23 protein-coding genes are annotated in these 26,046 nt (G+C 41.3%); 7 read left to right on the top strand and 16 right to left on the bottom strand.

Annotated features, from left to right (window positions below; all coding sequences use genetic code 11):
• Positions 1-177: 177 nt before the first annotated feature.
• Positions 178-1,107, bottom strand: a complete 930-nt coding sequence (locus tag HWX64_RS13615) for a LysM peptidoglycan-binding domain-containing protein (RefSeq protein WP_254871152.1) — start codon at positions 1,105-1,107, stop codon at positions 178-180.
• Positions 1,108-1,645: 538 nt separating this feature from the next.
• Here HWX64_RS13615 and treP point away from each other — a divergent pair.
• From treP to HWX64_RS13595, 4 genes are all read left to right on the top strand, one after another.
• Complete coding sequence (gene treP / locus HWX64_RS13610) at positions 1,646-3,061, top strand: PTS system trehalose-specific EIIBC component (RefSeq protein ID WP_175990090.1); 1,416 nt, start codon at positions 1,646-1,648, stop codon at positions 3,059-3,061.
• Positions 3,062-3,191: 130 nt separating this feature from the next.
• Positions 3,192-3,485: a hypothetical protein gene (locus HWX64_RS13605; RefSeq protein ID WP_175989743.1), complete on the top strand. Its 294-nt coding sequence runs from the start codon at positions 3,192-3,194 to the stop codon at positions 3,483-3,485.
• A 22-nt stretch (positions 3,486-3,507) separates the two neighbouring features.
• A complete protein-coding gene (gene treC / locus HWX64_RS13600; RefSeq protein ID WP_175990089.1) occupies positions 3,508-5,193 on the top strand; it encodes an alpha,alpha-phosphotrehalase in 1,686 nt (561 codons plus the stop codon).
• 270 nt (positions 5,194-5,463) lie between these two features.
• A complete protein-coding gene (locus tag HWX64_RS13595; RefSeq protein WP_175990088.1) occupies positions 5,464-5,643 on the top strand; it encodes an aspartyl-phosphate phosphatase Spo0E family protein in 180 nt (59 codons plus the stop codon).
• Between the two features lie 44 nt (positions 5,644-5,687).
• Here the strand turns inward: HWX64_RS13595 and HWX64_RS13590 are convergent, their stop codons facing one another.
• On the bottom strand, positions 5,688-6,290 hold the full coding sequence (locus HWX64_RS13590) for a hypothetical protein (RefSeq protein ID WP_175990087.1): 603 nt from the start codon (positions 6,288-6,290) through the stop codon (positions 5,688-5,690).
• A 117-nt stretch (positions 6,291-6,407) separates the two neighbouring features.
• Between HWX64_RS13590 and treR the strand changes: the two genes are divergently transcribed.
• The gene (gene treR, locus HWX64_RS13585; RefSeq protein WP_175990086.1) at positions 6,408-7,130 is read left to right on the top strand and encodes a trehalose operon repressor; all 723 of its coding nucleotides are present in this window, start codon (positions 6,408-6,410) and stop codon (positions 7,128-7,130) included.
• A gap of 173 nt (positions 7,131-7,303) precedes the next feature.
• On the opposite strand, the gene HWX64_RS13580 is transcribed toward treR, so the two are convergent.
• Complete coding sequence (locus HWX64_RS13580; protein WP_175990085.1) at positions 7,304-7,981, bottom strand: response regulator transcription factor; 678 nt, start codon at positions 7,979-7,981, stop codon at positions 7,304-7,306.
• 31 nt (positions 7,982-8,012) lie between these two features.
• Positions 8,013-9,155 (bottom strand): sensor histidine kinase, encoded by a 1,143-nt coding sequence (locus HWX64_RS13575; protein ID WP_175990084.1) that lies wholly within the window; start codon positions 9,153-9,155, stop codon positions 8,013-8,015.
• 551 nt (positions 9,156-9,706) lie between these two features.
• On the opposite strand from HWX64_RS13575, the gene HWX64_RS13570 reads away from it, so the two are divergent.
• Both HWX64_RS13570 and HWX64_RS13565 read left to right on the top strand, forming a co-directional pair.
• Positions 9,707-10,342, top strand: a complete 636-nt coding sequence (locus HWX64_RS13570; RefSeq protein WP_175990083.1) for a YigZ family protein — start codon at positions 9,707-9,709, stop codon at positions 10,340-10,342.
• Between the two features lie 136 nt (positions 10,343-10,478).
• Positions 10,479-11,492, top strand: a complete 1,014-nt coding sequence (locus HWX64_RS13565; protein ID WP_175990082.1) for an LCP family protein — start codon at positions 10,479-10,481, stop codon at positions 11,490-11,492.
• 48 nt (positions 11,493-11,540) lie between these two features.
• Here HWX64_RS13565 and HWX64_RS13560 read toward each other — a convergent pair whose 3' ends face one another.
• The 12 genes from HWX64_RS13560 to HWX64_RS13505 all read right to left on the bottom strand — a co-directional run bounded on the left by HWX64_RS13560 (position 11,541) and on the right by HWX64_RS13505 (position 26,039).
• Positions 11,541-12,218 (bottom strand): hypothetical protein, encoded by a 678-nt coding sequence (locus tag HWX64_RS13560; RefSeq protein ID WP_175990081.1) that lies wholly within the window; start codon positions 12,216-12,218, stop codon positions 11,541-11,543.
• The gene (locus tag HWX64_RS13555) at positions 12,178-13,671 is read right to left on the bottom strand and encodes an O-antigen ligase family protein (protein ID WP_175990080.1); all 1,494 of its coding nucleotides are present in this window, start codon (positions 13,669-13,671) and stop codon (positions 12,178-12,180) included. The genes HWX64_RS13560 and HWX64_RS13555 overlap by 41 nt, the downstream gene beginning before the upstream one ends.
• A 50-nt stretch (positions 13,672-13,721) precedes the next feature.
• On the bottom strand, positions 13,722-14,432 hold the full coding sequence (locus tag HWX64_RS13550; protein WP_175990079.1) for an acyltransferase: 711 nt from the start codon (positions 14,430-14,432) through the stop codon (positions 13,722-13,724).
• A 12-nt stretch (positions 14,433-14,444) separates the two neighbouring features.
• Positions 14,445-15,557 (bottom strand): DegT/DnrJ/EryC1/StrS aminotransferase family protein, encoded by a 1,113-nt coding sequence (locus HWX64_RS13545; protein WP_175990078.1) that lies wholly within the window; start codon positions 15,555-15,557, stop codon positions 14,445-14,447.
• A complete protein-coding gene (locus HWX64_RS13540) occupies positions 15,554-16,801 on the bottom strand; it encodes a glycosyltransferase family 4 protein (RefSeq protein WP_175990077.1) in 1,248 nt (415 codons plus the stop codon). Before HWX64_RS13540 ends, HWX64_RS13545 begins: the two co-directional genes overlap by 4 nt.
• 22 nt (positions 16,802-16,823) lie before the next feature.
• Entirely contained in the window at positions 16,824-17,945 is a 1,122-nt protein-coding gene (locus HWX64_RS13535; RefSeq protein ID WP_175990076.1) for a glycosyltransferase family 4 protein, read from the bottom strand.
• Between the two features lie 64 nt (positions 17,946-18,009).
• A complete protein-coding gene (locus HWX64_RS13530) occupies positions 18,010-19,341 on the bottom strand; it encodes a nucleotide sugar dehydrogenase (protein WP_254871151.1) in 1,332 nt (443 codons plus the stop codon).
• A gap of 14 nt (positions 19,342-19,355) precedes the next feature.
• Positions 19,356-20,369 carry a Gfo/Idh/MocA family protein gene (locus HWX64_RS13525; protein ID WP_175990074.1) on the bottom strand — a complete coding sequence of 338 codons (1,014 nt, stop codon included), beginning with the start codon at positions 20,367-20,369 and terminating at the stop codon, positions 19,356-19,358.
• Positions 20,370-20,464: 95 nt separating this feature from the next.
• Entirely contained in the window at positions 20,465-21,793 is a 1,329-nt protein-coding gene (locus tag HWX64_RS13520; RefSeq protein ID WP_175990073.1) for a flippase, read from the bottom strand.
• Positions 21,783-23,054, bottom strand: coding sequence for a glycosyltransferase (locus tag HWX64_RS13515; protein WP_175990072.1), 1,272 nt, complete (start codon positions 23,052-23,054; stop codon positions 21,783-21,785). The genes HWX64_RS13520 and HWX64_RS13515 overlap by 11 nt, the downstream gene beginning before the upstream one ends.
• 52 nt (positions 23,055-23,106) lie before the next feature.
• Positions 23,107-24,165, bottom strand: a complete 1,059-nt coding sequence (locus HWX64_RS13510; RefSeq protein ID WP_175990071.1) for a glycosyltransferase family 4 protein — start codon at positions 24,163-24,165, stop codon at positions 23,107-23,109.
• A gap of 374 nt (positions 24,166-24,539) precedes the next feature.
• Positions 24,540-26,039, bottom strand: a complete 1,500-nt coding sequence (locus HWX64_RS13505; protein WP_175990070.1) for a cell wall-binding repeat-containing protein — start codon at positions 26,037-26,039, stop codon at positions 24,540-24,542.
• Positions 26,040-26,046 lie beyond the last annotated feature (7 nt).

The raw sequence follows: 26,046 nt of genomic DNA, 5'->3' as shown, positions 1-26,046 counted from the left end.
CTTTTTGACTCGGGCTTTGTTTTTAAGTGAGGAGATAATCAGCCGTACTCTCCAGATGAAATCGATGATGAAATCACCTGGCGAAAAAATCCAGCAGGTGAACATACAAAAAAAGCCGGCGCACTCAGCTTCTTGCTAGGTGCGCCAACTTAATTAATCTAGATTCGAAACGAAGAATTAAAACGTTCTATATCCCGCAAATTTAGGTGACCAGTAAGCGTTGCTTAACTTGGACACCTCGACTCCGCTATCGGATGCGTGTATGAATTCACCATTTCCAAGATAGATGCCCATGTGGCTGATGCCTGCTTTATAAGTGTTCTTAAAGAAGACCAAATCACCCGGTTTAGGGTTGGAGATGGCAGTTGATTTGCTGTAGTAGCCACCCGTGTTCGTACGAGAGATCTTTATTCCTGCTTGATTGAATACATAATAGATAAATCCGCTGCAATCAAATCCGCTTGGTGACGTTCCGCCCCATGCGTATGGAGTCCCAATGTATTTCTTCGCGACATCCACTACGTTTGAAGATTGGTTTGAATCTTCTTTCGTTTGGGTAGTGGTACCAATGGATAGTTTTTGCCCCACATAAATAGTGTCAGATTTTAACCCGTTCCAGGATTTGATTTGGGGTACACTTACGCTGTATCGCACAGCGATATGTGAAAGTGTGTCACCTGACTGGACAGTGTAACTGCCTGTACCAGTCGTTGGCTTAGGCTGCGTTGTTGTGCTGCCTGGTGCAGAAATGTTAAGCACCTGCCCGGGATGAATCACATCGCTGTTAAGATTATTCCATTCTTTCAGCTCTGCAACATACACATCAAATTTCTGACCGATCTTGGACAAATAATCCCCAGATTGAACTCTATATGTTTTCGCTGTAGTCGATGATGAAGCAGAAACCTCTAAAACTTGATCAACATAGATGGTATCTGACGTTAAATCGTTCCAGCTTTTTAAGTTTGAAACAGATGTATCATATTTATAGGCAATCACAGAAAGTGAATCACCGGATTTCACGCGATAAGAAGCGGCACCAACAGATGTAGCAGCAAGTGACGAGACAAGAGCAGCAGTTGTAACAGCAATAATCGTTTTCTTCAAAAGATAGTTCTCCTTTTTCATGTAAAATTTTCTTGCTTTTCCATTATGAAAGAAGAAGATTCATATTTTAAGAGGTTTATTATGGTAATTACTGAATATATAGGGTGAATGCCCAGTATTAATGGATTTGGCACACATGTGTTATATAGTGGGTTTAATTCCATATTTATCAATTAACTGACTTTATAGATAACTATTACACTTTTCGTGTATTTCTATCTAGCGCCTTTCTGATTCTACATTGTACAAAAGCTATTATTAATTATCCATTCGACAAAAATCAACATTTATGAAAACGCTGCCCTTTTTTTATTGACAACTTGTATATACATGAATAGAATAAAAGTATATCTTGTATATACAACAAGAACCCTAACAAATGTAAGCGTTTCTCTTCTTGAAAAAGCATAAAATGGAAACGTTTTTCTCAAACTATTTAGGGGAATTCCATTAATAGAATTGAAAGCGGGTACATGACAGCTTTCGACAATTTACGGGAGGTGCCTGTCACCTGCCGAAATACCAGGGAGGGAATTTCATGAGCGTGAGCAAAGAATCCGTTCGCGAGATAATTGAAGCGATTGGCGGTAAGGAGAATATCCAGACGGCCACTCACTGTGTGACACGCCTTCGATTAGTGTTGAAGGATGAGAAGAAAGTAGACAAAGAGCGGTTGGAAGAGATTGATATCGTTAAAGGATCATTCTCATCTAACGGACAGTTCCAAGTCGTCATTGGACAAGGCTTGGTAAATAAAGCGTATCAAATTTTAGCAGAAGAAACAGGTATCGAGCAGGCATCAAAGCAGGATGTCAAAGATGCTGCGACTCAGAACCTGAATCCATTGCAGCGTGCGATCAAGACGTTGGCTGACATCTTCATTCCGATCCTGCCGGCGATCGTTACGGCCGGTTTACTGATGGGTCTTAATAATATCTTGACGGGCCCCGGCATTTTTTATGACGAACAATCTGTGATTGATGTTCATCCACAATGGGCGGATCTTGCAAGTATCATCAACCTGATTGCCAATACGGCCTTCGTGTTCTTACCTGGGTTAATTGGTTGGTCAGCGGTTAAGCGTTTCGGCGGAAGTCCGTTACTAGGTATCGTTTTAGGACTTATCTTAGTACATCCTGATTTGATGAACGCCTGGGATTACGGTAAAGCTGATGAAATCCCGACATGGAATCTCTTCGGTCTTGAAATCGATAAGATTGGTTATCAGGGGCAGGTATTGCCGATCCTCTTCGCATCCTACCTGTTAGCAAAGATTGAAATGTTCCTGGATAAACGGGTCCATGATTCGATTAAATTGCTTGTGGTTGCACCTGTGGCACTGTTGATCACTGGTTTTGCATCATTTATCTTAATCGGCCCTGTAACATTCTTCATAGGTAATCTATTGACTGACGGCGTGGTGTGGGTATTCGATTCTGTTTCCTGGTTAGGTGGATTACTATACGGTGGTCTTTACGCAGTTATGGTTATCACAGGTATGCACCACACCTTCCTTGCAGTCGACCTTCAGCTAGTCGGAAGTCAGGGCGGAACATTCCTATGGCCGATCCTTGCGCTGTCCAATATCGCTCAAGGTTCAGCTGCACTTGCAATGATGTTCGTGGCCAAGAAAGAAAATGAAAAACTGCGCGGCCTCGCCGGTACTTCAGCCATTTCAGCATATCTTGGAATCACTGAGCCTGCGATGTTCGGGGTCAACCTCCGATACCGCTATCCATTCATCTCAGCGTTGATCGGATCAGCTATCGGCGGCGTGCTGCTTGCGATGACAGGGACCAAAGCATTCTCCATCGGTGTCGGTGGACTGCCTGGATTCCTTTCCATCATCCCGGAATACTGGATCCCATTCTTTATCGGAATGGCCATTTCAATTGTTGTTCCGTTTGTGTTAACAATGATTTGGTCAAGGTTTAGTAAGAGTAAGCCAGTGTAAAGAAAGCTTTGGTGGGGTCAGACCCCCGCCCCGGTAATACGTTACCGCGGCGAGGGACGGGCCTTCATAAAGTTAAAATAGAGATAACAGTAGACGAACTTGTATATACAAGTTAAAATGAGGGGGCGAGATGATCTGCAGTGAAATAATAGACTTCACTGACGGTCCTCCCCTCTTTTTTTCTTTTTTACATTTCAAAATTAGTGATTTGATGAGGACCAGACATTTGGTGGACCTCCTATCTACTTTTAAAAAACAGAATAATAGCCTGTTCCAGCTTTTGATTGGAGTGGGAGACGCAGACTCCTGCGGGAAAAGCGGTGCTGGTGAGACCCCGCAGGCGAAGCCGAGGAGGCTCACCGCCCGCCCGCGGAAAGCGAAGTCTCCCACGGAAATCAAAAGCGGCTTTAGGACTTCTAACTAAGTTATGAAAGGTGCGAATAAAAATGAAACAACCATGGTGGAAAAACTCAGTCGTCTATCAAATCTACCCGAAAAGCTTCAACGACACATCCGGCAACGGCGTCGGCGACATCAAAGGAATCACACAAAAACTCGACTACCTAAAGAAGCTGGGCATAGACGTCGTATGGCTTACACCAATCTACAAATCCCCCCAGCGCGACAACGGCTACGACATCAGCGACTACTTCAACATCCATGAAGAATACGGCACAATGGAAGACTTCGATGAACTGCTCGAAGAAGCACACAAACGCGGCATCAAAATCATCATGGACATCGTCATCAACCATACATCAACCGAAAACCAGTGGTTCATCGAATCACGCAAATCAAAAGACAACGAATACCGCGACTTCTACATCTGGAAAGACGGCAAACCGGACGGCTCTGAGCCGACTAACTGGCAGTCCAAGTTCGGCGGTAACGCATGGCAGTATGATGAAGAAACCGGCCAGTACTACCTTCACCTCTTTGACGTGACACAAGCTGACCTGAACTGGGAAAACGATGAAGTCCGCACAAAGCTGTACGACATGATGCACTTCTGGCTGAAAAAAGGCGTCGACGGCTTCCGCCTGGACGTCATCAACCTTATCTCTAAGGATCAAGATTTCCCAGACGATGATGGATCAGTGGCACCAGGGGACGGACGCAAATTTTACACGGACGGTCCGAAAGTTCACGAGTACATGCAGGAAATGAATAAAGAAGTATTTTCGAAGTACGACATCATGACAGTCGGGGAAATGTCTTCCACCACAATCGACAACTGCATCAAGTACTCTAATCCTAACCGCAATGAGCTCAGCATGACGTTCAACTTCCACCATCTTAAAGTGGACTACCCGAACGGCGAGAAATGGTCGGTTGCCGACTTCGATTTCCTAAAATTAAAAGACATCCTGTCGACATGGCAAAGTGAAATGCACAAAGGCGGAGGCTGGAACGCGCTTTTCTGGTGCAACCACGACCAGCCGCGTATCGTGTCCCGATACGGCAACGACGGAGAGTATCGCACCGAGTCAGCTAAGATGCTTGCTACAACGATCCATATGATGCAGGGTACACCTTACATCTACCAAGGTGAAGAAATAGGGATGACCAACCCGAAATTCACAAGCATCGACGAATATCGAGATGTCGAATCGATCAACATCTTCAATATCTTAAAAGAGGAAGGCAGATCCGAGGAAGAAATCCTTGAGATCCTTCGTCACAAATCACGTGACAACTCAAGAACACCTGTTCAATGGAACGCAGAGGAAAACAGCGGATTCACTTCAGGAACACCTTGGATCCCAGTTGCGAAGAACTACAAAGAAATCAACGTGGAAAGCGCGTTAGAAGACGAAAACTCTGTCTTCTATCACTATCAGAAGCTCAACAACCTGCGGAAAGAACACGACATCATTGTCCATGGCGATTATCAACTGATCCTTGAAGATGATCCGGAGATTTTTGCATATGCACGCAACGGTGAGGGCGAGAAACTGCTCGTGGTGAATAATTTCTATGAAAAAGAAGCAAAGTTCACCCTTCCATCTGAAGTGGATGTCGAGGGCTGGACCAGTGAAATACTATTATCGAACTATGAAGCCACGGCGAATCAATATAAAGAATTCACACTCCGTCCATATGAGTCTGTCGTCTTCCGTTTAACGAAGTAACTTTCAGGGGTACCTGCACATTTGCAGGTACTTTTTTTGTGAGATTATTTAGCAAAGGGACTTTAATCATTCAACAAAACTTATGTAGCTCACCAGACAATAGTTGTTCCTTCTATAAAACTTTCATTTATACAAAAACGTCTAATAAACAGAATTATTTTACAAGCAAAATATTCTATACAAAAAACTGTAAAACAATTTATAGCAATTTCGACACATTTCCCGAGAAATATGTCATAATATAGACACAACATGAGGAGGAGGGATTCTATGCCATCTACCAATCAACTGCAGAGCATCATGTACGAAATGGAAAAGAAGCGTTCTGAGCTACAATCCTTCGCTCTTGTCAATGGCTTCACCCATCCTGTCACCCTCAGGCTGAGTGAGGAGCTGGATGAATTATTTAATCTATATACCGCCGAAGCACATAAGAATGATGATGATTAAATACATAAAAAATAGACTGCTGCAGCAGTCTATTTTCATTATTCCTACTCTTGATCCTCTTCACTCGCCAGGAAGAAAATAGCCGCTACCTTCCATCCCTCTTCTTTCTTATGAAACACGGTTACTTGCTTTCCTGAACGTGTTACTTCTTTATCGCTGTTTGGATCCTTTGTCGTCGCCTGAATTTCAGCATAGACATCTGCTTTCTTCCCGGCATAGTTGATGATTTTCACATTTTCCACCGTACGCTTGGAATCAACGGAATCAAAGATCTGCTTCACATAACGCTCTTCATCTTCATACTTGAAATTCACCGGTGTCTTTGAAATGACACTCATATAGGATTCGAAATCCTCAGCGTTGAAAGAATCGATATATTGATTAAAGGCTTCAGTGATAGCCGTTTTTTCCTCGGCAGGAATGTTTTCCGCTTCTTTTAAAGCGCCGGCATCTTCCACGATCTCTGTCATCTGTGTAAGAGAAGCTGCTTCATCCGTAGCAGGATCTTTCTTCGGATCCTCATTCGGCTGTACCTCTTCTGTATCCTTCTTACCTTCCTTTGCTTCCTCTTCTCCTCCGCAAGCGCCCAATAACAGCGTACTCATTCCAATTCCCAGCATGATTTTCTTCCAATGTTGTGTCGACAATACTCTTCACCCTTTTCTAAAATTTGCGCTATCTCCATTCTATTGAAAATATTCACAACACTCAAGTTCAATCTCATTTTCACGCGATGTTATGGTAAAATAATAGATGGTGATACTATGACGAAAAGTAATAAATACAAACAAATTTTTGAAGACCTGTCTAAAAAAATCCAGGATGGGACCTACAATACGAATACCATTCTCCCATCAGAGAACGAACTGGCTGTCATCTATTCTACTTCTCGCGAGACCATAAGGAAAGCGCTTACACTACTGGCTCAAAAAGGACTAATACAGAAGCTGCGCGGAAAGGGGTCCCTTGTCCTTGATGTATCGCGGATGGATTTCCCGATTTCAGGATTGGTGAGTTTTAAGGAGCTGCAGTCCTCGATGGGACGGGAAGATATAGAAACTACCGTTCATGAGTTCGGCCTCGTGAATGCAGGCAGCAGCCTCTCTTCCATCTTTGAAGTACAAGACAAAACGGAAATTTGGAGTGTCGTGCGCTCCCGCCAGATACAGGGCGAGAAGATCATATTAGACAAGTCGTATTTCCTGAAGTCGGAGGTTCCGCTGCTGACAAAGGAAATCTGTGAGAATTCCATCTATGAGTATCTGGAAAATGATCTGGAACTTCCAATCGATTTTGCAAAAAAGGAAATAGTGGTGGAAGAATGTACGGATGAGGATCGCAGGTATCTTGACTTGGATGGATATGATCATGTGGTCGTCGTGAAGAATTATGTACATTTGAAGGATGCTACACTGTTTGAGTATACGGAGTCACGGCACAGGCTGGATAAGTTTCGTTTTGTGGATTTTGCGAGACGGAAGCATTAATGTAATCCACTTCCTTGTTGGAGAGTGGATTTTTTGTGAGGTTGGTTGGTGCCTGGCACCACCTGTCTCATTCGAGCCAGTCTTAAAACCATCACCCTATTTCCTATAAAAAACAGCCCTCCATCATAAAAAAGGGCTGCTTTCCTAACAACAAATTACTACCTGTCTTCTACTTATCGCACCTCAACCCAGCCATTCTTAATCGCTGTGACAACAGCCTGAGTACGGTCATTTACATTCATTTTCTGAAGAATATTACTTACGTGGTTCTTAACGGTTTTTTCACTGATGTACAGTGCCTCACCGATGCCACGGTTGCTTTTTCCGTCAGCAAGCATTTGAAGAACTTCGCATTCGCGGCGGGTTAATAAATGCAACGGGCGGCGAACTTCGGACTGCTGGAATCCACCGGAGTTTTGAGCATTTGCCAGGCGCTTGTATTCTGCTACAAGGTTATGAGTCACTTTAGGATGAACATAAGAACCACCTTCTGCAACCACTTTAACTGCATCAATTAAAGCTTCAGAATCCATTTCTTTCAGTAGGTAACCTAATGCTCCAGTTTTCAATGCGTGGTTAACATAGTTTTCGTCATCATGAATGGACAGGATGATGACCTTTGTGTCAGGATATTTGTTCATCAGTTCACGAGTGGCTTCCACTCCATTTGTTTCCGGCATGTTGATATCCATCAGTACCACATCAGGTTCGTGGGATTCAACCAGGTTCATGGCTTCCGAACCATCGTCCCCTTCAGCCACTACGTTGAAAGAAGGTTCAAATTCCAAGATACGTTTTACTCCTTCTCTGAATAACTGGTGATCGTCAATGATAACAATATTTGTTGCCATGTCATTCGCCTCCCTAATCCTTCGAAAAAATTTACTTATTGAGCGGAACTCCAATGATAACTACGGTTCCTGCCCCTATTGTTGAGTCAATCGTGATGTCTCCTTCGAGAAGGTCGACACGTTCTTTCATCCCCATGATGCCAAAGGATCCTGTTTTTTGAGCTTCTATATCGAACCCTTTGCCGTTGTCTTTAACGACAACTGTTATATTATCTTTCTTTACTTCTACTTTAACTTGGATATGCGATGATTCAGCATGCTTCAATGCATTCTGCACACATTCCTGTACCAATCGGAACAAGGCTACTTCGTATTTTGATGGAAGCCTTACATCTAGGCCAATGTTCACGAATTGAATACTAGTCCCATGGTTATACTCTTCGATTGTGCTTAAGTATTTTCTGAGGGTAGGAATCAAACCAAGATCATCGAGCGCCATCGGTCTGAGATCGTAGATGATGCGGCGGACCTCATATAATGCGGACCGAACCATCTTTTTCAAGTCGCGGATTTCTTTGATCGCTTCATCCGAGCCTTTTTCCCTGTATACCCGGTCGATCAAATCAGATCGCATCAGGACATTGGCCATCATCTGCGCAGGACCGTCATGGATTTCACGGGATAAACGCTTCCGTTCTTCCTCTTGTGCTTCAATGATCTGCAGTCCAAAATCCTGACGCTGTTTCGCATCTTCCAGAGCTTCATTCACTTGTCGCAAATCACTATTGAGGTAATTAAGGACAACGGATATCTGCGTGCACAGATGTTCGGCACGATCGATCGTGTCCCCCAAAGACTGTAAACGTCTTTGAAGCTCATCGCGGCGGTCACGCAGCTGTTTTTCGAGCTGTCTGTTAATCGAGATTTTCACTTGCAGGTCATGAGCAACTTCATACGCTTCCCTGACCTGGGTCTCTGAGTAAGTCTGGAAATGCTTGCTCACTTCAGAAAGCCGCAGTCTGGCATGTCTTGATTTCTGGGTCAATTCATCCCCTTCATCAATGACCTTGATGACCATTTCCTTTACTTCTGCTAATTCACTTGTCAGTTCTTCAAAATCATTTCGGCATTGTTCACCGATCTGGAAGATTTCATCCTTACTTTGGTCGACCGTATCCACCATTTTCTCAAGAATGACATCCAGCAGCTTGGTGTTAATTTTTTTTAGTGACACGGTACACCCCTCTTTTGGTTCCCACGATGCATTTACACCCAGAAAGAATTTTTGCTGATATTCACAAGGTATTATTCTTCTATAATAAGAAATCGATTATTATATCCGGCTGTTGAAAGTCCTTACATGTCCAACTACCTATAATCTCATTTATAAAATATACCTATTAGAAATTCAATGCGTAATCACAAATCTCCTTTATTCATCTAGGCATATTTCTCGGCAATACTTCTATATAAGGGTTTTTCCGGTATTTCACATTGAATTCGCAAGGTGATTCATAAAGAGACCATTCACCTACGAACATAAGTTAGGAACACAAGAAGTATTACTTTCAGCGTCAATTATACCATGTCACATATTGTCGGAGATTAAAGTTTCGTTACATTGTATTACCATTATTTCATGTAGAACCAATTATTTCCTTGTCGAATTATAAGGTTCTGTGCAATTTTGCTCTAAGTCCTTTATAGTAAGAAGAGAAATAAAACCTATTGTATATACCCTAATTACATATAGACTAAACATCTTTATTGAGAGGAGAATGAAATTTGTTACACCACTATAATACCGTCAAAGGATATGGAGAAAATGAAATCAATATCGAACGGTCACGATTTATTGCCTATGTAAATCGTGCAGAAACCGAAGAAGAAGCTCAAGCCTTCATTGCCTCCATAAAGAAAAAACACTATGACGCGAACCATAATTGCTCTGCTTATATGATCGGGGAAAACAATCTGATCCAGAAAGCGAATGATGACGGAGAACCGAGCGGGACAGCAGGAGTACCTATGCTAGAGGTATTAAAAAAGCGCGACTTGAAAGACACCGTTGTGGTTGTCACGCGTTATTTCGGGGGCATCAAGCTGGGTGCAGGCGGTCTCATCCGCGCATATGGAAAAGCGGTTTCCGAAGGCCTAAACGCTACAGGAATTGTCGAAAGAAAGCTCATGCGCATTATGAAAACCAAAATAGACTATACATGGCTGGGGAAAGTGGAAAATGAAGTGCGTTCATCACATTACCAGCTGAAAGACATCCACTATCTCGAAGCGGTGGAAGTAGAGATCTACGTAGAAGAAGCCGCTAAGCAGCAGTTTATCGACTGGATGACGGAACTCACAAACGGCCAGGGAGACATCACAGAAGGCGAAGTGGAATACCTGGAAACTTCAGCACAATAACAAATTGTGGTACAAAGAAGAGACTTTTAATGCAATTACCACCTAAGAGTAACTGAATCGTAATAATACTTATTATTTTAAATCCTTTCCCTATCGTTTATAATGAATAGTGGATAAAACTAAAAGGATGATATGAATGCAGGACTTCAATCAGGAGAGACTTCGGCATCGAAGGACGATCCGAAGAAAAAGAAGAAAAAGAATCATACTATCGATTGTTACTTTATTCCTTATCATTACGACTGCAGGATTGAGTTTAATGGCATACAAATCCTATTCAGCTTTGGATGGGACATACAAGGAAATAGAACGCGGTGAGAAATCCAAGATGCGTGATGAACAGGTCTATGTTTCTGACGACCCCTTCTCCGTGCTTTTACTTGGAGTCGAGGATTACTCGGATGAATACGATCAGGGAAGATCTGATACCATCATGGTAGCCACTTTTAATCCCAAGGATCAAACGATGAAACTCGTCAGTATCCCCAGGGACACGTTAGTGGATATTCCAGGTTATGAAGAGAACAAAATCAACCATTCCTTCTCCTATGGCGGCAAAGAGCTCGTTATAGATACAGTAGAGGACTTCTTGGATATACCAATTGATTATTATGTAACAGTGAATTTCGACGGCTTCAAAAATATCATTGATGAAGTGGGCGGCGTCACCGTTGACGTTCCTTTTGATTTCTATGATATTAATAAGGACTGGGAAAAGTTCACCTTTAAAGAAGGTAAGCAAAAGCTGAATGGCGAAGAAGCGTTGGTTTATGCCAGGATGCGTAAAAAAGATCCCCGCGGGGACTTCGGCCGTAATGAAAGACAGAGACAAATTGTAACAAGCCTCATGGATAAAGTGTTATCTCCTAAAACGTTCTTAAAGGCAGACGATTTGGCTGAAGAAGTTGGAGATAATATCGAAACGAACATGAAAATCAAGGAAGGTTTGGCCTTTGTTCAAAAATATAATGACTTCTCGAAGTCGTCCCTTGAACAGATAGAATTCAGCGGTGCCGACCAATACTATAGTGGTGTCTATTACTTTATTCCGGATGAGGAAAGAACTGAAGAGATTAAAGAAGAACTGCAAAATCACTTAGATTATACCGAACCTGAAAATACAGCTGAAAACGAGGAAACTTCATACTAAAGAAAAAAAGTGAACTATCAATCATCTGATAGTTCACTTTTTTCTTGTTTAATCTCTATATTCTTTAAAGAGTTCAGGGACAATGAGGAGGAATAGGCTTAGCATAGCACCTACTAAAAATCCAAATACTGCTCTTTTTAGAGGGTTTTTATAGGATGCTTCCGAAGCAACTTTTTCTAGAGGTTTGGTTTCCCTGATATTAGTAATCGTCATTTCATTGTCTTTTTTAAACTCAAATTCTTCTTCTACCAGGTAACCCCTTGCGGCTTCTGTTTTTTCAATTTTTTCTACATACTCTTTTAATAATGATAATTTTTCATCATACTTTTCTTCAGATATTTCTAAAAAGTGGTCAGATATCGCTTGAACAATTTCTTCAGATTTTTGCTTGTTAGCAGAAGTATGTTTAAAGACGATGATATGATCGCCACCTTCTTCTATTATCAATCCGTTCTTTATTTCTTCAATGGAATAGTCTAAATTAGTAGCTTTTATTACATCCTGAAGATATTCACTCTTTTGAAAGTAGTCTTTAACTGTACTTTTACCCGTCAGCTTTTCATTTTCAAAATTCCCTAACTCAAACGGAACACTGGCAGTGTAAGTAGTTTCTTTTCCCATCTCCATAAAGAAAGCAACTCCAGCAGTAATAAGCGGTATGATCAAAAGCAGAATAAAAAATCGTCTAAGTCTGTGAATGATTGACAAACCCATTTGTTTTAGCACGTACATCTTCACCTTTCGTTTTCATATAAACAAACCCAATACAAACACCAATAAACAGCCAATTATAATGAAGAGCCATGAAAGAATTGGGACTTATGCTGGCCAACGCAAATGCACTAAGTCCGCATAATAGTGATTCGGCCATCATCCGTTCACTTCGGAGTGTACACTTCTTTACAATTTTAATTAGCTGCACAAATAAGTACACTAATAATACGACATATCCGGTAAATGTTAAAACACCGTAGTGAACAAGAATTTCCGCCCACCAATTATGAACGTTGTAATCTCCGAAAGTGTTGTAGAACTGGAATTTCTTCATATATAATTCAATGTTTCCTGGACCTACACCGAATCCATACGTATTCTCCACAAAGACCTTTACATTCTTCAAGAGGTTCTCTCTAATACTGATGGAATCTTCCTGCCCTTCTGCTGGAAGCAAGGTTCGGATTATACCAATTACAATCTCCATGCCTGCAGCCACTCTCTCAGCCATAAAAATGAAAACAGGTGCGGATAAGAGGGTACCTATGATCACCATCTTAAGCCGCTGAAGGGGCTTTAACACAAAGATAAACCATACAACCAGACCAATGGCAATGGCAATATAATTGGCCCGGGATGAAGCTGCACCGATCAAGTAGATAGAAAGAAGAAATCCAGTAGCACCAACTGCTTTATAGAGAAGGACTTTACCGTTTTTAAGTAAAGATAGAAAGAAGAAACTCGCAATTGCCAAGAAGCTGGCAAAGTCATTCTCATTGGTAAATACTGCTGTAGGGATATGCTTCTGATATTGAGCAACTGTATTTATTCTTGATACAGGCAGATGAATTTGAAGAAAATGATTAATGAGTCCGATCGCAATGAGTAATAGAGACATCACAATCCAATAAAAGAATAATTCTTCATAATCCTTCTTATTCTTATAGACAAGAAGGATGAAGTAGATGGTCAGTAACCCGCTCAGGAGAAAGATAATATCCTGAATCGTGTTCATTGTATTAACCGACCAGGCAAGTGACAGGACAGCATAAAAAATCCAAAATAACCCTAGATATGTATAAGAGTTATCTTTAAGGGATTTCAGGGAATGTATAATTGTTTGATTCCGGTAATAGAAAAATCCTGCCAACATAAAAACACAGAGGCCGAGTAAGATCCGAAAAGGATAGATGGTAAATCCGGCGACCTTGAACAAAGGAACAGCTGCGCCTATAAAGGAGGAGATGATTAATAAACTTACCGCAACGTGAAATCTATGTGCCCCTTTCCACCATTTATGCCAAATGAAGATCAATCCTAAAAGACCGATTACTCCCCCAAAAGTGAGGACAAAGAGATTACGAGGATTAATCCCTTTTTGCATGGCAGCCAGGTAAAAGAGGAGAAGGGTGGCTCCCCCTAAAACGAACCCGATATTATATTTTGATTTCAAATATGTATTCATATGAGCATCACCTAATAATTAGAGGCTGTATGAAACAGCCTCTAACAAGATTATTGATTTCTTAGCAGTTGATCATCTGGAACCTTGCGGAGAGGCTTGGCAGGTGAACCCACAACCAGTGTTTCTTGTTCGACATCCCTTGATACGATGCTTCCTGCAGCCACTGTTCCATCTTCGTGGATGACTTTACCTGGAAGGATTAACGCATTTGCTCCAATTCTTCCGCCTTTTTTGACTGTGACACCTTTAAATTTATCATATCTTTCTTTAGAACGGGCCATATAGTTATCGTTGGTTGTGACAACGTAAGGAGCGACAAAAACATAATCGCCAAGGGTGGAATAAGCTGTGATATAGCAGTTTGTTTCCAGCTTGCACTTCTGGCCCACTGTACAGTCATTTTCAACGGATACTCCGCGTCCTACGATTGTCTGCCTGCCGATTGTCACTCTTTCTCTTACGGTTGCCAGGTCTGCAACAAACACTTCTTCCCCAAGTTCTGCGTTTGCATAAATAATGGAAGATGTACCTAAAGTAGTCCCGTCCCCGATAATGGCCGGCGGAAGCTTCTTCACTTCAGGAAGAATTGAATTCTTCGCACGGGCCGGCTGCTTTCCGATGACCACGTTATCTTGGATCATGACATTGTTTCCTATTTTGGAACCGGCATAAATGATGACATTGTGCCCAACTGACACGTTCTCTCCAAATTCCACACCGTCTTCAATCACAACATTCTGTCCTATTTTTAAAGGCTTCATTGTATTTCCCCTTTATCCTTTGTAGAACTCTTTGATATTAGCCACTACATATTCCTGCTGCTCTCTTGTTAACTCAGGGAACATCGGTAAAGAAATCGCTTCTGCTGCCGCTTTTTCCGTTTCAGGAAGGTCTCCTTCTTTGAAACCTAACTCTTTGAACACAGGCTGTAAGTGAAGCGGCTGTGGATAATAAATCATAGTCGCGACACCTTGTTCTTTCAGATACGCCTGTAACTCATCACGTTTCGGCACTCTGATTGTGTACTGGTGATACACATGATGGTTGAATTCCTCTTCATAAGGAGTAACCACTATATCACTCAGTTCTTTGTTGAGTAATTCATTGTAATAATAAGCATTTTCACGTCTTTGATCGCTCCAGTCATCTAAATGCTTGAACTTTACATTCAGGATGGCAGCTTGAAGTTCATCAAGACGACTGTTGTAACCCAGCACATGGTGATAGTACTTTGGCTTACTGCCGTGTACACGAAGCACACGCATACGTTCACCGACTTCGTCGTCGCTGGTAATGATCATACCTGCATCCCCATATGCACCAAGGTTCTTTGTAGGGAAGAAGCTGTAGCATGCAGTGGTGCCAAGTTCTCCTACTTTCTTGCCTTTGTAAAGGGAACCGATGGCTTGCGCGGCATCCTCGATGATGGCGATATTATGCTTATCTGCAACTTCCTTGATTTTTTCCATATCAGCCATTTGGCCATAAAGGTGAACAGGGATGATTGCTTTTGTCTTAGGTGTGATTGCAGCTTCAATTTTTTCAGGATCGATATTATATGTCTTAGGATCAATATCAACAAATACTGGTGTCGCTCCCGCTCTGGCAACTGCTCCAGCTGTCGCGAAGAAAGTAAAGGATGGAACGATGACTTCATCACCAGGTCCGATTTCTAATCCCAGAATGGAGATATTCAGGGCATCAGATCCGTTTGCAACCCCGATTCCATGTTTCGCATTGCTGTACTCTGCTACCGAAGCTTCTAAATCCTTTACATTCTGCCCAAGGATAAAATGTGCTTTGGACATGACTTCTTCCATTGCTGTATGAATTTCTTCTTTTAAATTTTGATATTGTTCAGTTAAATCTAACATAGGTACTTTCATTGGGCATTCTCCTTGTTATTAAAATGATTTTGCTTACAAACCGAGAGAAATTGATCTGAGAGCTTTTCAATATTGTGGTGTTCGTCCAAATAACGGTAGCCATTCAGCTTTATCGCTTGTTTCTCTTCACTTGTTAAGTTTAATAAAGACTCCAACCCTTTTGCAAACTCTTCCGGTTCTTCAGGAGTGACCGTGATCCCTGCCTCTGCATTTGCGACGATATCATTGAATACCCGGCCGGAGAAGATGATTGGCTTTCCTGAAAGCAGATAATCATTCAGTTTATTTAAGCTGATTCCATATTGATATAGATTCGTATCAAGCATCGAAACCATTAATACATCGGCAAGGTTCAATGTGGACAGCACTTCTCTCTTAGGTATTCCGTCCATGAAAAATACATTGTCCAGACCAAGCGTTTGAGCTTGTTTTTTTAAGTTCCCTTTTTCAGGACCTTCTCCAACAAATACAAATGCTGTATCTTTTCTTGGCAATTCAGAAGCTGCTTTTACGATCGTTTCCAATGAATTAGCCACTCCGTGAGACCCTAAATACATGGCAATATGAGAATAATTTTCTCTTATCTTCTCCAATGCCGGTTCAAGGGATGCCTTATTTTCCAATTCATGAATCTTGTCCATATCGATTCCATTAGGGATATAAACGATTTTATTTTTTGGGATTCCCAGGGAAGTAATATATTTATAAGCCCCGGGAAGTGTCACAATAATCTTCTCAGACTTTTTATAAACAAATCTTTCAATCCATCCGAACAATAGAGCTACGGGATGATTCTTGGAAAAGGCTCCAAAATCAATCAATGTCTTTGGCCACAGATCACGAATCTCCACTATGAACGTTGCACCCTTCAGCTTGCTTAAAATGTAAGCAGCCAAACAAGCAAACAGATGGACGGAGGAACCTACAATCACATCAGGTTTCTCTTTTTTCTTCATTCCTCTTTTAACGGCTGTCAGCATATAGCTCATCATATTCAAGAGTCTCTTAGGACCGTTCCCGTTATAAGGGAGCGTCCATACCCATTCGAATAGGACGCCATTTACATTCTCTGAGTAATTCTTTTTTTTAGGGTCCCGCCATTTAAATAGGTAAACTAAGAAACTGCTGGCGAATATGGTGATGTCATGACCTTGATCCGCCATATGCTTAGATAAGTCATAATGTCGTGTTATCCCTGTTTCATTAGGTTTTAATGCTACTGCATTGAGTATCCAAATTTTCAACAATTTTCACCCTTTAAAGCCATTATAAACTCTTATAAAGCTCAACTAACCGGACACTTTCCTGTTCCCAGTTATATTTATTCATGATTGCCTTCCGCCCATTCTGACCCATTTTCCTTGCCTCTTCCTTGTGGGTTAAAAGATAACTCACTGCATCTGCAATTTCTTTGGGACTCATGGGATCCACACAGATTCCGCATTGGGCATCGTCTACGATTCCCCGCCAAAGCGGGAAGTCACTTGCGATAACAGGCAGTCCGGCAGACATGTATTCAAATAATTTTATCGGGTAAGAAACAACATAGCGTGGTTCAGGATGTAGAATGACTAATCCTACTGAAGAAGTATTCAATAAGTTCGATACTTCTTTTCTGTTCAGATATCCCTCGAAGTTGACATGATTCCACCCTTCTAATTGTTCCATTTCCTTCTGAAGGGAAGGAGGCGCAAACGCCCCGGCTAAATGAAGAGTGACGTCAGAAGTTGGTTCTTTGTTCAACTCCTCCATTGCTCGGACCATCTCTTCTATTCCCCGCAGTCTTGTTATTCCTCCGATGTATACTATTTTGTTCAAATCCATTGGTTTTACTGTATCACCAGAACCCTCTCCTATTAATTCATTCATAATCGGAAAGTTATGAATGGTAACGGAGTTCTGTTGATATGTAAGGAACCGTTCATTGATTGTCGGGGTAGCTGTCACCACCGCATCGAATCTATTGGAAGCGTACCTTTCCAGCCCTTCTACCATTTTGGATACTAGCTTTCTCAGCGGCTTCGGAATCCATTGTTTCGAAAGTACTTGCTGCGGTACATCCTCATGTACGTCGTAAATCACTTTCTTGCCTTTGGATTTCAAGAGCAATCCGACTGGAAGCAGTTCGGGATCATGGAAGTGATATACGTCCGCATCCACTTCCAATGCTTTTTTATAAACACTCTGAGGACCCTTAATCATTCTAAGGTAACGATTAGATGATTGTACTGGCGCCCCTATGATGTCTACACCATTCTTCGTATATGTTTCACTGTTTCCGACTACTAAGCTTACGTCAAATCCCGCTTCGCTCAGATAAGAACATTCTTTTACAAAAATTCGAATATCTTCAGTTGGATGTACAGAAGTTAAATGACAAACTTTCAAGTTAGATCCCTCTTTCGGAGAACACTGGTAAAAAGAGTCCGGATAGGACTCTTTTCACTGTGGTTTATAGACGATAATAATTTTTTATGTCGTCACGATAATTCTTCATCGCATTTCTTGTATCAAAGATGACCGGGGATTTCTCAGCAATCATTTTGTAATCAAAGCTGCTATGGTCAGTCGTAATCAGGACAAGATCTGCATTCACAAGTGCTTCTTCAGTCAAATCAACAGGCTCAATAACTTGACCGTTTAATCGGAACTGCTTCACATGTGGATCTACAACAGTGAAGTCAGCACCTTCCTTACTCATTTCACTTAAAATATCCAATGCAGGGGATTCACGTACATCATCAATGTCTTTCTTATAAGCAACACCTAACACAAGTACTTTAGCTCCGTTAAGTGATCTTTGATTTTTATTCAGGATTTGCATACTTCGGCTGACTACATACTCCGGCATCGCATTATTGATTTCACCGGCAAGTTCAATCAGCTTCGTATGATATTTGTACTCCCTTGCTTTCCACGTTAAGTAGAATGGGTCGATAGGGATACAGTGTCCGCCCAGTCCAGGACCAGGATAGAACGGCATGAAACCATATGGCTTTGTTGCTGCAGCATCAATGACTTCCCATACATCGATCCCCATACGGTTGCAAAGTACGGCCATTTCATTTGCAAGCGCAATGTTGATATGACGGAATGTATTTTCAAGGATTTTCTCCATTTCAGCAACTGCAGGTGAAGATACTTCGTGTACATCGCCTTCAAGAACACTCTTATATAATTCAGCAGCTACTTTTGTACAGTTAGGTGTTATACCGCCAACCACTTTAGGTGTATTCTTTGTATTGAAATCTTTATTACCCGGATCCACACGTTCAGGAGAATATGCAAGGAAGAAATCTTCCCCTGTTTTTAAACCTGTTCCTTCAAGGATCGGCTTAAGGATTTCCTCAGTCGTACCAGGATAAGTCGTGCTTTCTAGTACAATCAGCATTCCAGGTCGCATGAATTTAGCAATTTCCTTACCGGAACTCTCAACATAAGAAGTATCCGGCTGCTGATACATATCCAATGGGGTAGGGACACAAATCGCTACTGCATCTACTTCCTGGATCATAGAATAATCTGTTGTTGCTAGAAGTTTCTTATCCTTGATTATTTCTGCAAGTTCTTCGTCAACGACATCTCCAATGTAGTTGATGCCGTCATTCACCATGTCTACACGTTTTTGCTGGACATCGAATCCAATCACGTTATAGCCGGCTTTTGCTTTCTCAACAGCAAGCGGTAAGCCTACGTAACCCAGACCTACTACACCGATTGTCGCTTCTTTGTTTGTAATTTTATCAAAAAGATTTTGAGCTTGTGCTGATAAGGTCGTTTCCATTGTTGATCCCATCCTTAATTAAGAATAATTGGTTTATTGTGTTCAGCTGATTCATATAAAGAGATGACTAATTCCAGAGCTTTTCGGCCATCCAATCCTGTAACTACCGGTTCGCGGTCCTCTTTGATCGCTTCAACCATATCTTCAATGATGCGCTGGTGTCCAGGTTTGCCCCATGGGTCATTTTTTATGTTCTGGATTAATTGCTCCGTTTCTGATTCGTCCATCCCTTCGATTGTAAGGTGTTCGATGTGAAGTGCATTAGGTCCGCTGATCTTCACTGTGCCTTTTTCACCAAAGATAGTGATGGATTCTTCAAAATTCTTCGGATAGATTGTAGTAGCTGCTTCGATGACACCCAGTGATCCGTCTTCAAAGCGGGCAAGGCCTGTCGAAACATCTTCCGCTTCAATATTTCTCAATCTTGTCGCAGCCATGCTGTAGACTTCTTTTACATCTCCCATTAACCAAATAAGAAGATCAAGATTATGAATCGCTTGATTCATTAGGACCCCGCCATCCAGTGACTTGGTTCCTCTCCAAGGCGCCTGGTCGTAATATTCCTGATTCCGGTTCCAGCGCACTGTGGCATTGGAGTGACTGATCTTGCCGAAAACGCCGCTTTGCACGAGCTCTTTAAGGGCAACAAATGCCGGTCTGAATCTATTCGGATGCACGACTGCAAGTTTCACGTTATTTTCTTCACAAGCTGTAATGATTTTGTCCGTATCTTCTAACGTGAGAGCAATTGGCTTTTCAACGATTACGTGCTTATTCGCTTTTGCGATCTGTACCGCGATATCAGCATGGAAGCCGCTAGGGGTACAAATATTTACCACATCTATATCTGAATTCAACATTTCCTCCAGGCTGGTATAGCCTTTTACATTAAATTCATTCGAAAACATCTCTACTCTTTCAGGTTGAGTGTCACACACCGCTGCTAGTTCTGCTCCATCCGCTTCCTGGATTGCAGTACTATGTTTCTTTGCAATATGCCCACAACCGACTATGCCAAACTTGATCATTCCATTACCACCTATCTCAAATATACTCAATTGGTCGCACTACCTATCATACACAAAATGATAGAATTTTGGGTTATAAATATTTTTCAATTTGGTTACATAAAAGACTTTGTTAATTTTTTTGCAGTATTCCTCAGTAATATAATGTCCGCCTTCCTCAGAATCAATAAACTGAAAGGCTTCACTTTCGTTTCTCGAGAATATATTATCACTTTTATCACAAAACTTAAAATATAAGTAATGGTAGAAGCAATGGCTGCCCCTTTCATTCCTATAGTTGGGATGAGGATCAGGTTAAGAATAACATTTAACACTACATTAAAGATTGATACGTACATATTGAGTTCTGGTTTACCGCGACCTGCTAAATCATTTGATAATAGTTTCTCTACTGCCAGAACAACTATACCCGGAATTAATAATTGAAGCATCAACGAGCTGCTCTCGTACTCATTGTTTAAGAGAACATCAAAGATAAAATCGGATAATACAAATACAGCAACACCCAAAAGGATCATAAATAATGTCATGATTCTTGTAACCAAGCCGGTTATCTTGTTTCGATCAACGGTTTCTGTCGACGATGAGATCCTTGGCAGCAGCACACTGGAGATGGATTGTGAAAAGATCGACAGCCTTTCACCGATATTTACAGCAGCAGAGTATACCCCTACCGGTCCCTTACCTAAGAAAAATCCTAAAAGGAAAATATCCAGTCGGTAATTCAAAAACGTCATGACGTTACTGATGTGAGCCTTTATCCCGTAAGAAACCGCTTCTTTCAAATAAGTTTTTGAAAAGCTGTGGAGATCCAGCTTCAGCTTGTCCTTAAGAAACAAATTCATCAAACAATACGTCACACTGCAGAAATATCCAAACCCGAAAGAAAACACAGCAGCTTCAAGCCCCAAGTCCATCAAAAACACTAATATCAATACTGACACAACGGTACCCATCTGTTGAATCAACAATGCGGTATTAAAGGTCTTGAATTTTTGCTGGCCCTGGAAAATCGTTTGTAAAAAGATCATCCCTAACATAAATGGCAAAGCAAACAAGCTTGCAAATAACAGTGCCAGGTTCAACTCTTCAAATTTAGATTCTTTAAACATGAACATGACGATCGTGCCGATAAGTATTCCTGTTAAAGACAATAAACCAGCCATTATGACATTGGTATTAAAGATTTCCCTTAACGAGTATTTTTCTCTGCTGACAAAATAAATCGTCGAGGAATTCAACCCTAAATTCAGGAATGTCATGATCATGAGAGGAACATATGTGATTAAAGTGTATTCACCGTATCCTTCCTTCCCGAGAGTCCGACCCAGTACCGAAATAAGCGTGATACCAATGACAATACTTGCCACCTGTCTCGTCAATGTGATTAAGCTGTTTGAGAAAAAAGAACCCTTAGTATTCATGATCGTATAAAGCTCCTAGTGACTGTAGATTTTCTGCAAATCGCGCATAGTTGTCATCACTGAAATATTCTTTCTTCCATGTGCGATAAGCCTTTTCCCTCTTTGTGAGCAAATGGTCAGGCTGCTTAAATACATCGTTTAATATCTGTGTTATCTGTGCTGGATCGAAGTCCTTGTCCAGAAGCCATCCATTTCTATCGTTCACTACCTCGGTTGTGCCACCCACATTGGTTGCTATGGCAGGAATCTTCGCACTGAACGCCTCCATGATCGTCACAGGAATCCCTTCACTTTCACTGACATTCAAGAACAAATCGAATGGTTGGCTTCCCAGAGTTTGAATGACTTCATCATTTGTAAAGTTCCCAACAAGTTCTCCTTTACATTGTGCTGGAAATTCTTCAATGATGTGTTGGATTCTCTCTTTCTCCGGTCCATCTCCGATATGTATCCAGTGAATGGGAACAGCTGCCTTTTTGATTGCTTCTGCTATAAGATGCACCCTCTTAACCGATTTTAAATAGGAGACCGAAACTAGTTTCAATTCGTCAGACTTTTGCTCAACCTCTCCATACGAATGTTCTATTCCCTTTGTACCCAAACGGCTAACCTCAATTTTTTGATTAATCTCAGGGAATTTATTTGCTAAATATTGTTTTCCATTGCTTGAGATGCTGTACGTCTTATCCAAAGAGCGGATGACCTCTTCCTGCAATGGTAAATAAGGAAGTGCGTGTCTTTCAGAATATAGATCTCCTCCATGAACCCTTGATACAGCTTTGATGGACCGTTTTTCTTTTTCCATAGCCAAGGAAGCCGCTGCAGGAGTCAGCCAATACGAGTAGTATATACTGCTGCCATCTGCTGCTTTTTCGATTGAGCCTAATTGATTTTGTATTTGATTGGCATCGACAATCCATTTATACAACTTAAATTTTCCTTTTAAGCCAAATCTGCTGGCGTTATTTAAATCCTTTTTATACCAGGAACGCACCTGGGAATTAGTAAAACCTTTAATAAGATTCAGCATTTTTCTGTACTTTAGGTTTCTAATGGGGCTTTTAAGAATTTCCACATTTACATTTCCAGGCAAATCCCTCTTATGCGGCCGGGCTAAATTCCAGCACTCCTGATTCGTAGGAACAATGATGACCTTCTCGAATTTCTCAGCCAGAACCTTCACTTCGTTATAGATAAATTCTTCTCCCGGCGAATAAGGAAACCGGCTTGTGAGAAGAATAAGACTTTGAACTTGTTTCATTGCAAATCTCCTTAGAAAATAAGATAAAAAGCTGCAGGAGTGCTCCCACAGCTTATTGACGTCCTAAGATTTTCTTATAGAAACTTAAGAAAGGTTTATGTTTTTCATTTACCAGGCCAATAACCTCAGCAATCATCTGAATCGTAATCAATAATGCCGCTATTAATAAAACGGATCCCCACAAAGTAGCTTTAGTAAAGATAATGGCACATATACTAAAGAATAATCCAAGTGCGTATATAATCAACACTGTTTCTCTATGCGAAAACCCCAAACTGATCAGGCGATGATGCAAATGGGATTTATCCGGAGCTGATATCGGTTTCTTATTGACTACCCTTCGGATAATAGCAAAGATTGTATCAAATAATGGGACACCCAGTATCAATACGGGAACAACGAAACTGAAAAGCGTCACACTCTTATAAAGTCCTAGTAAAGATAATACAGCGATCATGTAACCCAAAAACAGCGATCCTGTATCCCCCATGAAAATCTTTGCAGGATGAAAATTATAGAAAAGGAAACCGACTGCACTTGCGAGTACAATCAAGGCAAGTGTCAAAATAAGGACTTTCCCATTCATAAATGCCATGAAGGCTATTGTAGCTAAACTTATGGATGATATCCCGGCTGCGAGTCCATCCAGTCCATCAATCAAATTGATCGCATTGGTAATTCCAATCACCCATAATATGGTCATGGGGATGGCCAGGAATCCAATATCGATACGATCGAAAAATGGAATGTATAAAAATTCAATAGTTAATCCAGAATATACCACAATACCGGCTGCAATCAGCTGACCCAGCAGTTTGAGTTTCGGAGACAGTGCAAACTTGTCATCCAGTAAACCAACAGCGACGATCACCAAAGCGCCTAATGTAATAGAGGCAATCGGTTCTTTATACACCCCGGAGGCAAAGTACCCGGCAAGGACTCCGATAAAGATGGCAAGTCCACCCATTCTCGGCATTGCCTTGGTGTGCACTTTCCGGTGGTCAGGCTGGTCAACCACGCCGATGAGCTTAGCAAGTTTTATAACCCATGGAGTGACAATAAGGACGGAGACAAAAGATATTAGTACCGACAATAGTAGCGTAATGTCCATTATATTTACTCCTTCGATTTCTTGATTAATTCCTAAATCAGTTTAACACAAAATACATTCTTAGAAATGAAAATTTTTTTACAATTTCATTTCATATATACCCTGTCTGTCTTATTCTCTAACCTGAAAGTGAGTTTATTAGTGGTAATATTCACTAAGCAGCATACTCTCGAGAAAAACATATAACGAAATCAGTCATACTTCAATAGTTCATTCAGTGCATTTTGTGTCATTATTTCGATTATTTGATTACAGCAAGCAGCATTTGTATGGTTTAAAGGACAAAGATTCAAGATGCTCCCTTTGATTTTTATAAAAAGACACCTGGAATAAGCATATTCCAGGTGCCTTTCCGATATTATTCCTTACTTTTATTATCTAAAGAAAGTAAGCACTCCATTAGTGATTGCAATTGCAGCTTGTTCTCTGTAATAATCACTTCTCAATTTCGCTGCATCTTCTTCATTTGTGATGAATGCCAGTTCAACCAGAACACTTGGCATCGTGGCTTCCTTGATAACCTTAAAGCCGACGTTTTTAACTCCTCTATCGTTTGTATCTAACTTTTCTACTAATTCATTGTTAATATAAGTAGCCAATTCCTTACTTAGCTGACCTGCATACGTATCATCATAGAATGTTTCAGTGCCTTGTACATCAGAATTGGAATATGCGTTTGCGTGAATGCTAATAAACGCATCTGCACCTTGCTTATTTGCTAATGCTGCTCTTTCAGAGAGCGTAGGATAGGTATCCGTCTCACGAGTCATGATTGCATACGCCCCATTTGAATCTAATTTTCCTTTTACTCTTTTTGAAACGTCGAGGTTCACTTCTTTTTCAACAACACCATTCCCGGAAGCACCAGGATCACTTCCCCCATGCCCAGGATCTACGACTATCATCTCACCTGCCAAAGGACCTGCTACAGCCTTAACAACACTGTTTGAAACAGAAGCTGTACCGCCTAATACAACAAAATTCGTCATTCTCTTTTGACCTGTAATTTCCTTAGTCGCTTCAGGTAGTGAAGAATTTCTTGTTAATAAAACCGGGGCGTTTTTCTTGGCTGCCAAAACTGACCCAGTCAAAGCGTCAGCAAAAGTCTGCCCGGTAGCCAAGAATCCTGTTGAAGTTGATAGATTCAATTTTTTAATAATATTAGCCGCAACTTCATATCGATCGGCTCCACCGATTCGAAGAGGGTTGTAAGCTGATAAATCAGCATAAACCCCATTGCTTACACTGCCCGTTCCACCCATTACAATGACTTGACTTGGTTTTCTATTTAGTAAGCTTGAAACCGTTGGAGCTGGAAGCTCGTTATCACGTGTCAATAAAATTGGCATGCCGCTTCTTGAAGCATGAGGTGCAATTGCCAATGCATCCGGAAAATTCAAACCATTTGCCACTACCGCTTTCGAAGAGCTTGGCATTCTTTTCGCAATTTCAGCTGATACTTCAAAACGATCTTTCCCACTAATACGTTCAACTGAAGAAATCCCTAAGCTTTTCACTTCATTAACAACATTATTTGAAATGCTGGCTGTACCACCTACAACAAAAACTTTTGAAGGTGATAGCTCGCGCAACTTATTTTTAGTTGTGTCACCTAAACTAGTTGTACGCGATAACAAAATCGGTGCATTCAATTTGTAAGCTAGAGGCGTAGCTGAAAGGGCATCAGCAAACGCATCATAGTTTGCAATGAAAACTACATTGGCACCGTAAGGCCAACCTTCCTTTGCTACATTCGCTGCTACTTCAAACCGATCCTTACCTGCTAAGCGTTTATGCTGTCCTTCAGCACTGGCTCCGTGTGCTAGACCCAATAAGACGATAGAAACAACCAGTGTCATTAATATTTTTTTCATTATTTCC

This window comes from Bacillus sp. Marseille-Q1617, assembly GCF_903645295.1.
GTDB lineage: Bacteria > Bacillota > Bacilli > Bacillales > Bacillaceae_B > Rossellomorea.
Note: the sequence above shows the minus strand (reverse complement) of the source record. Positions and strands in the feature narration are given on the sequence as shown.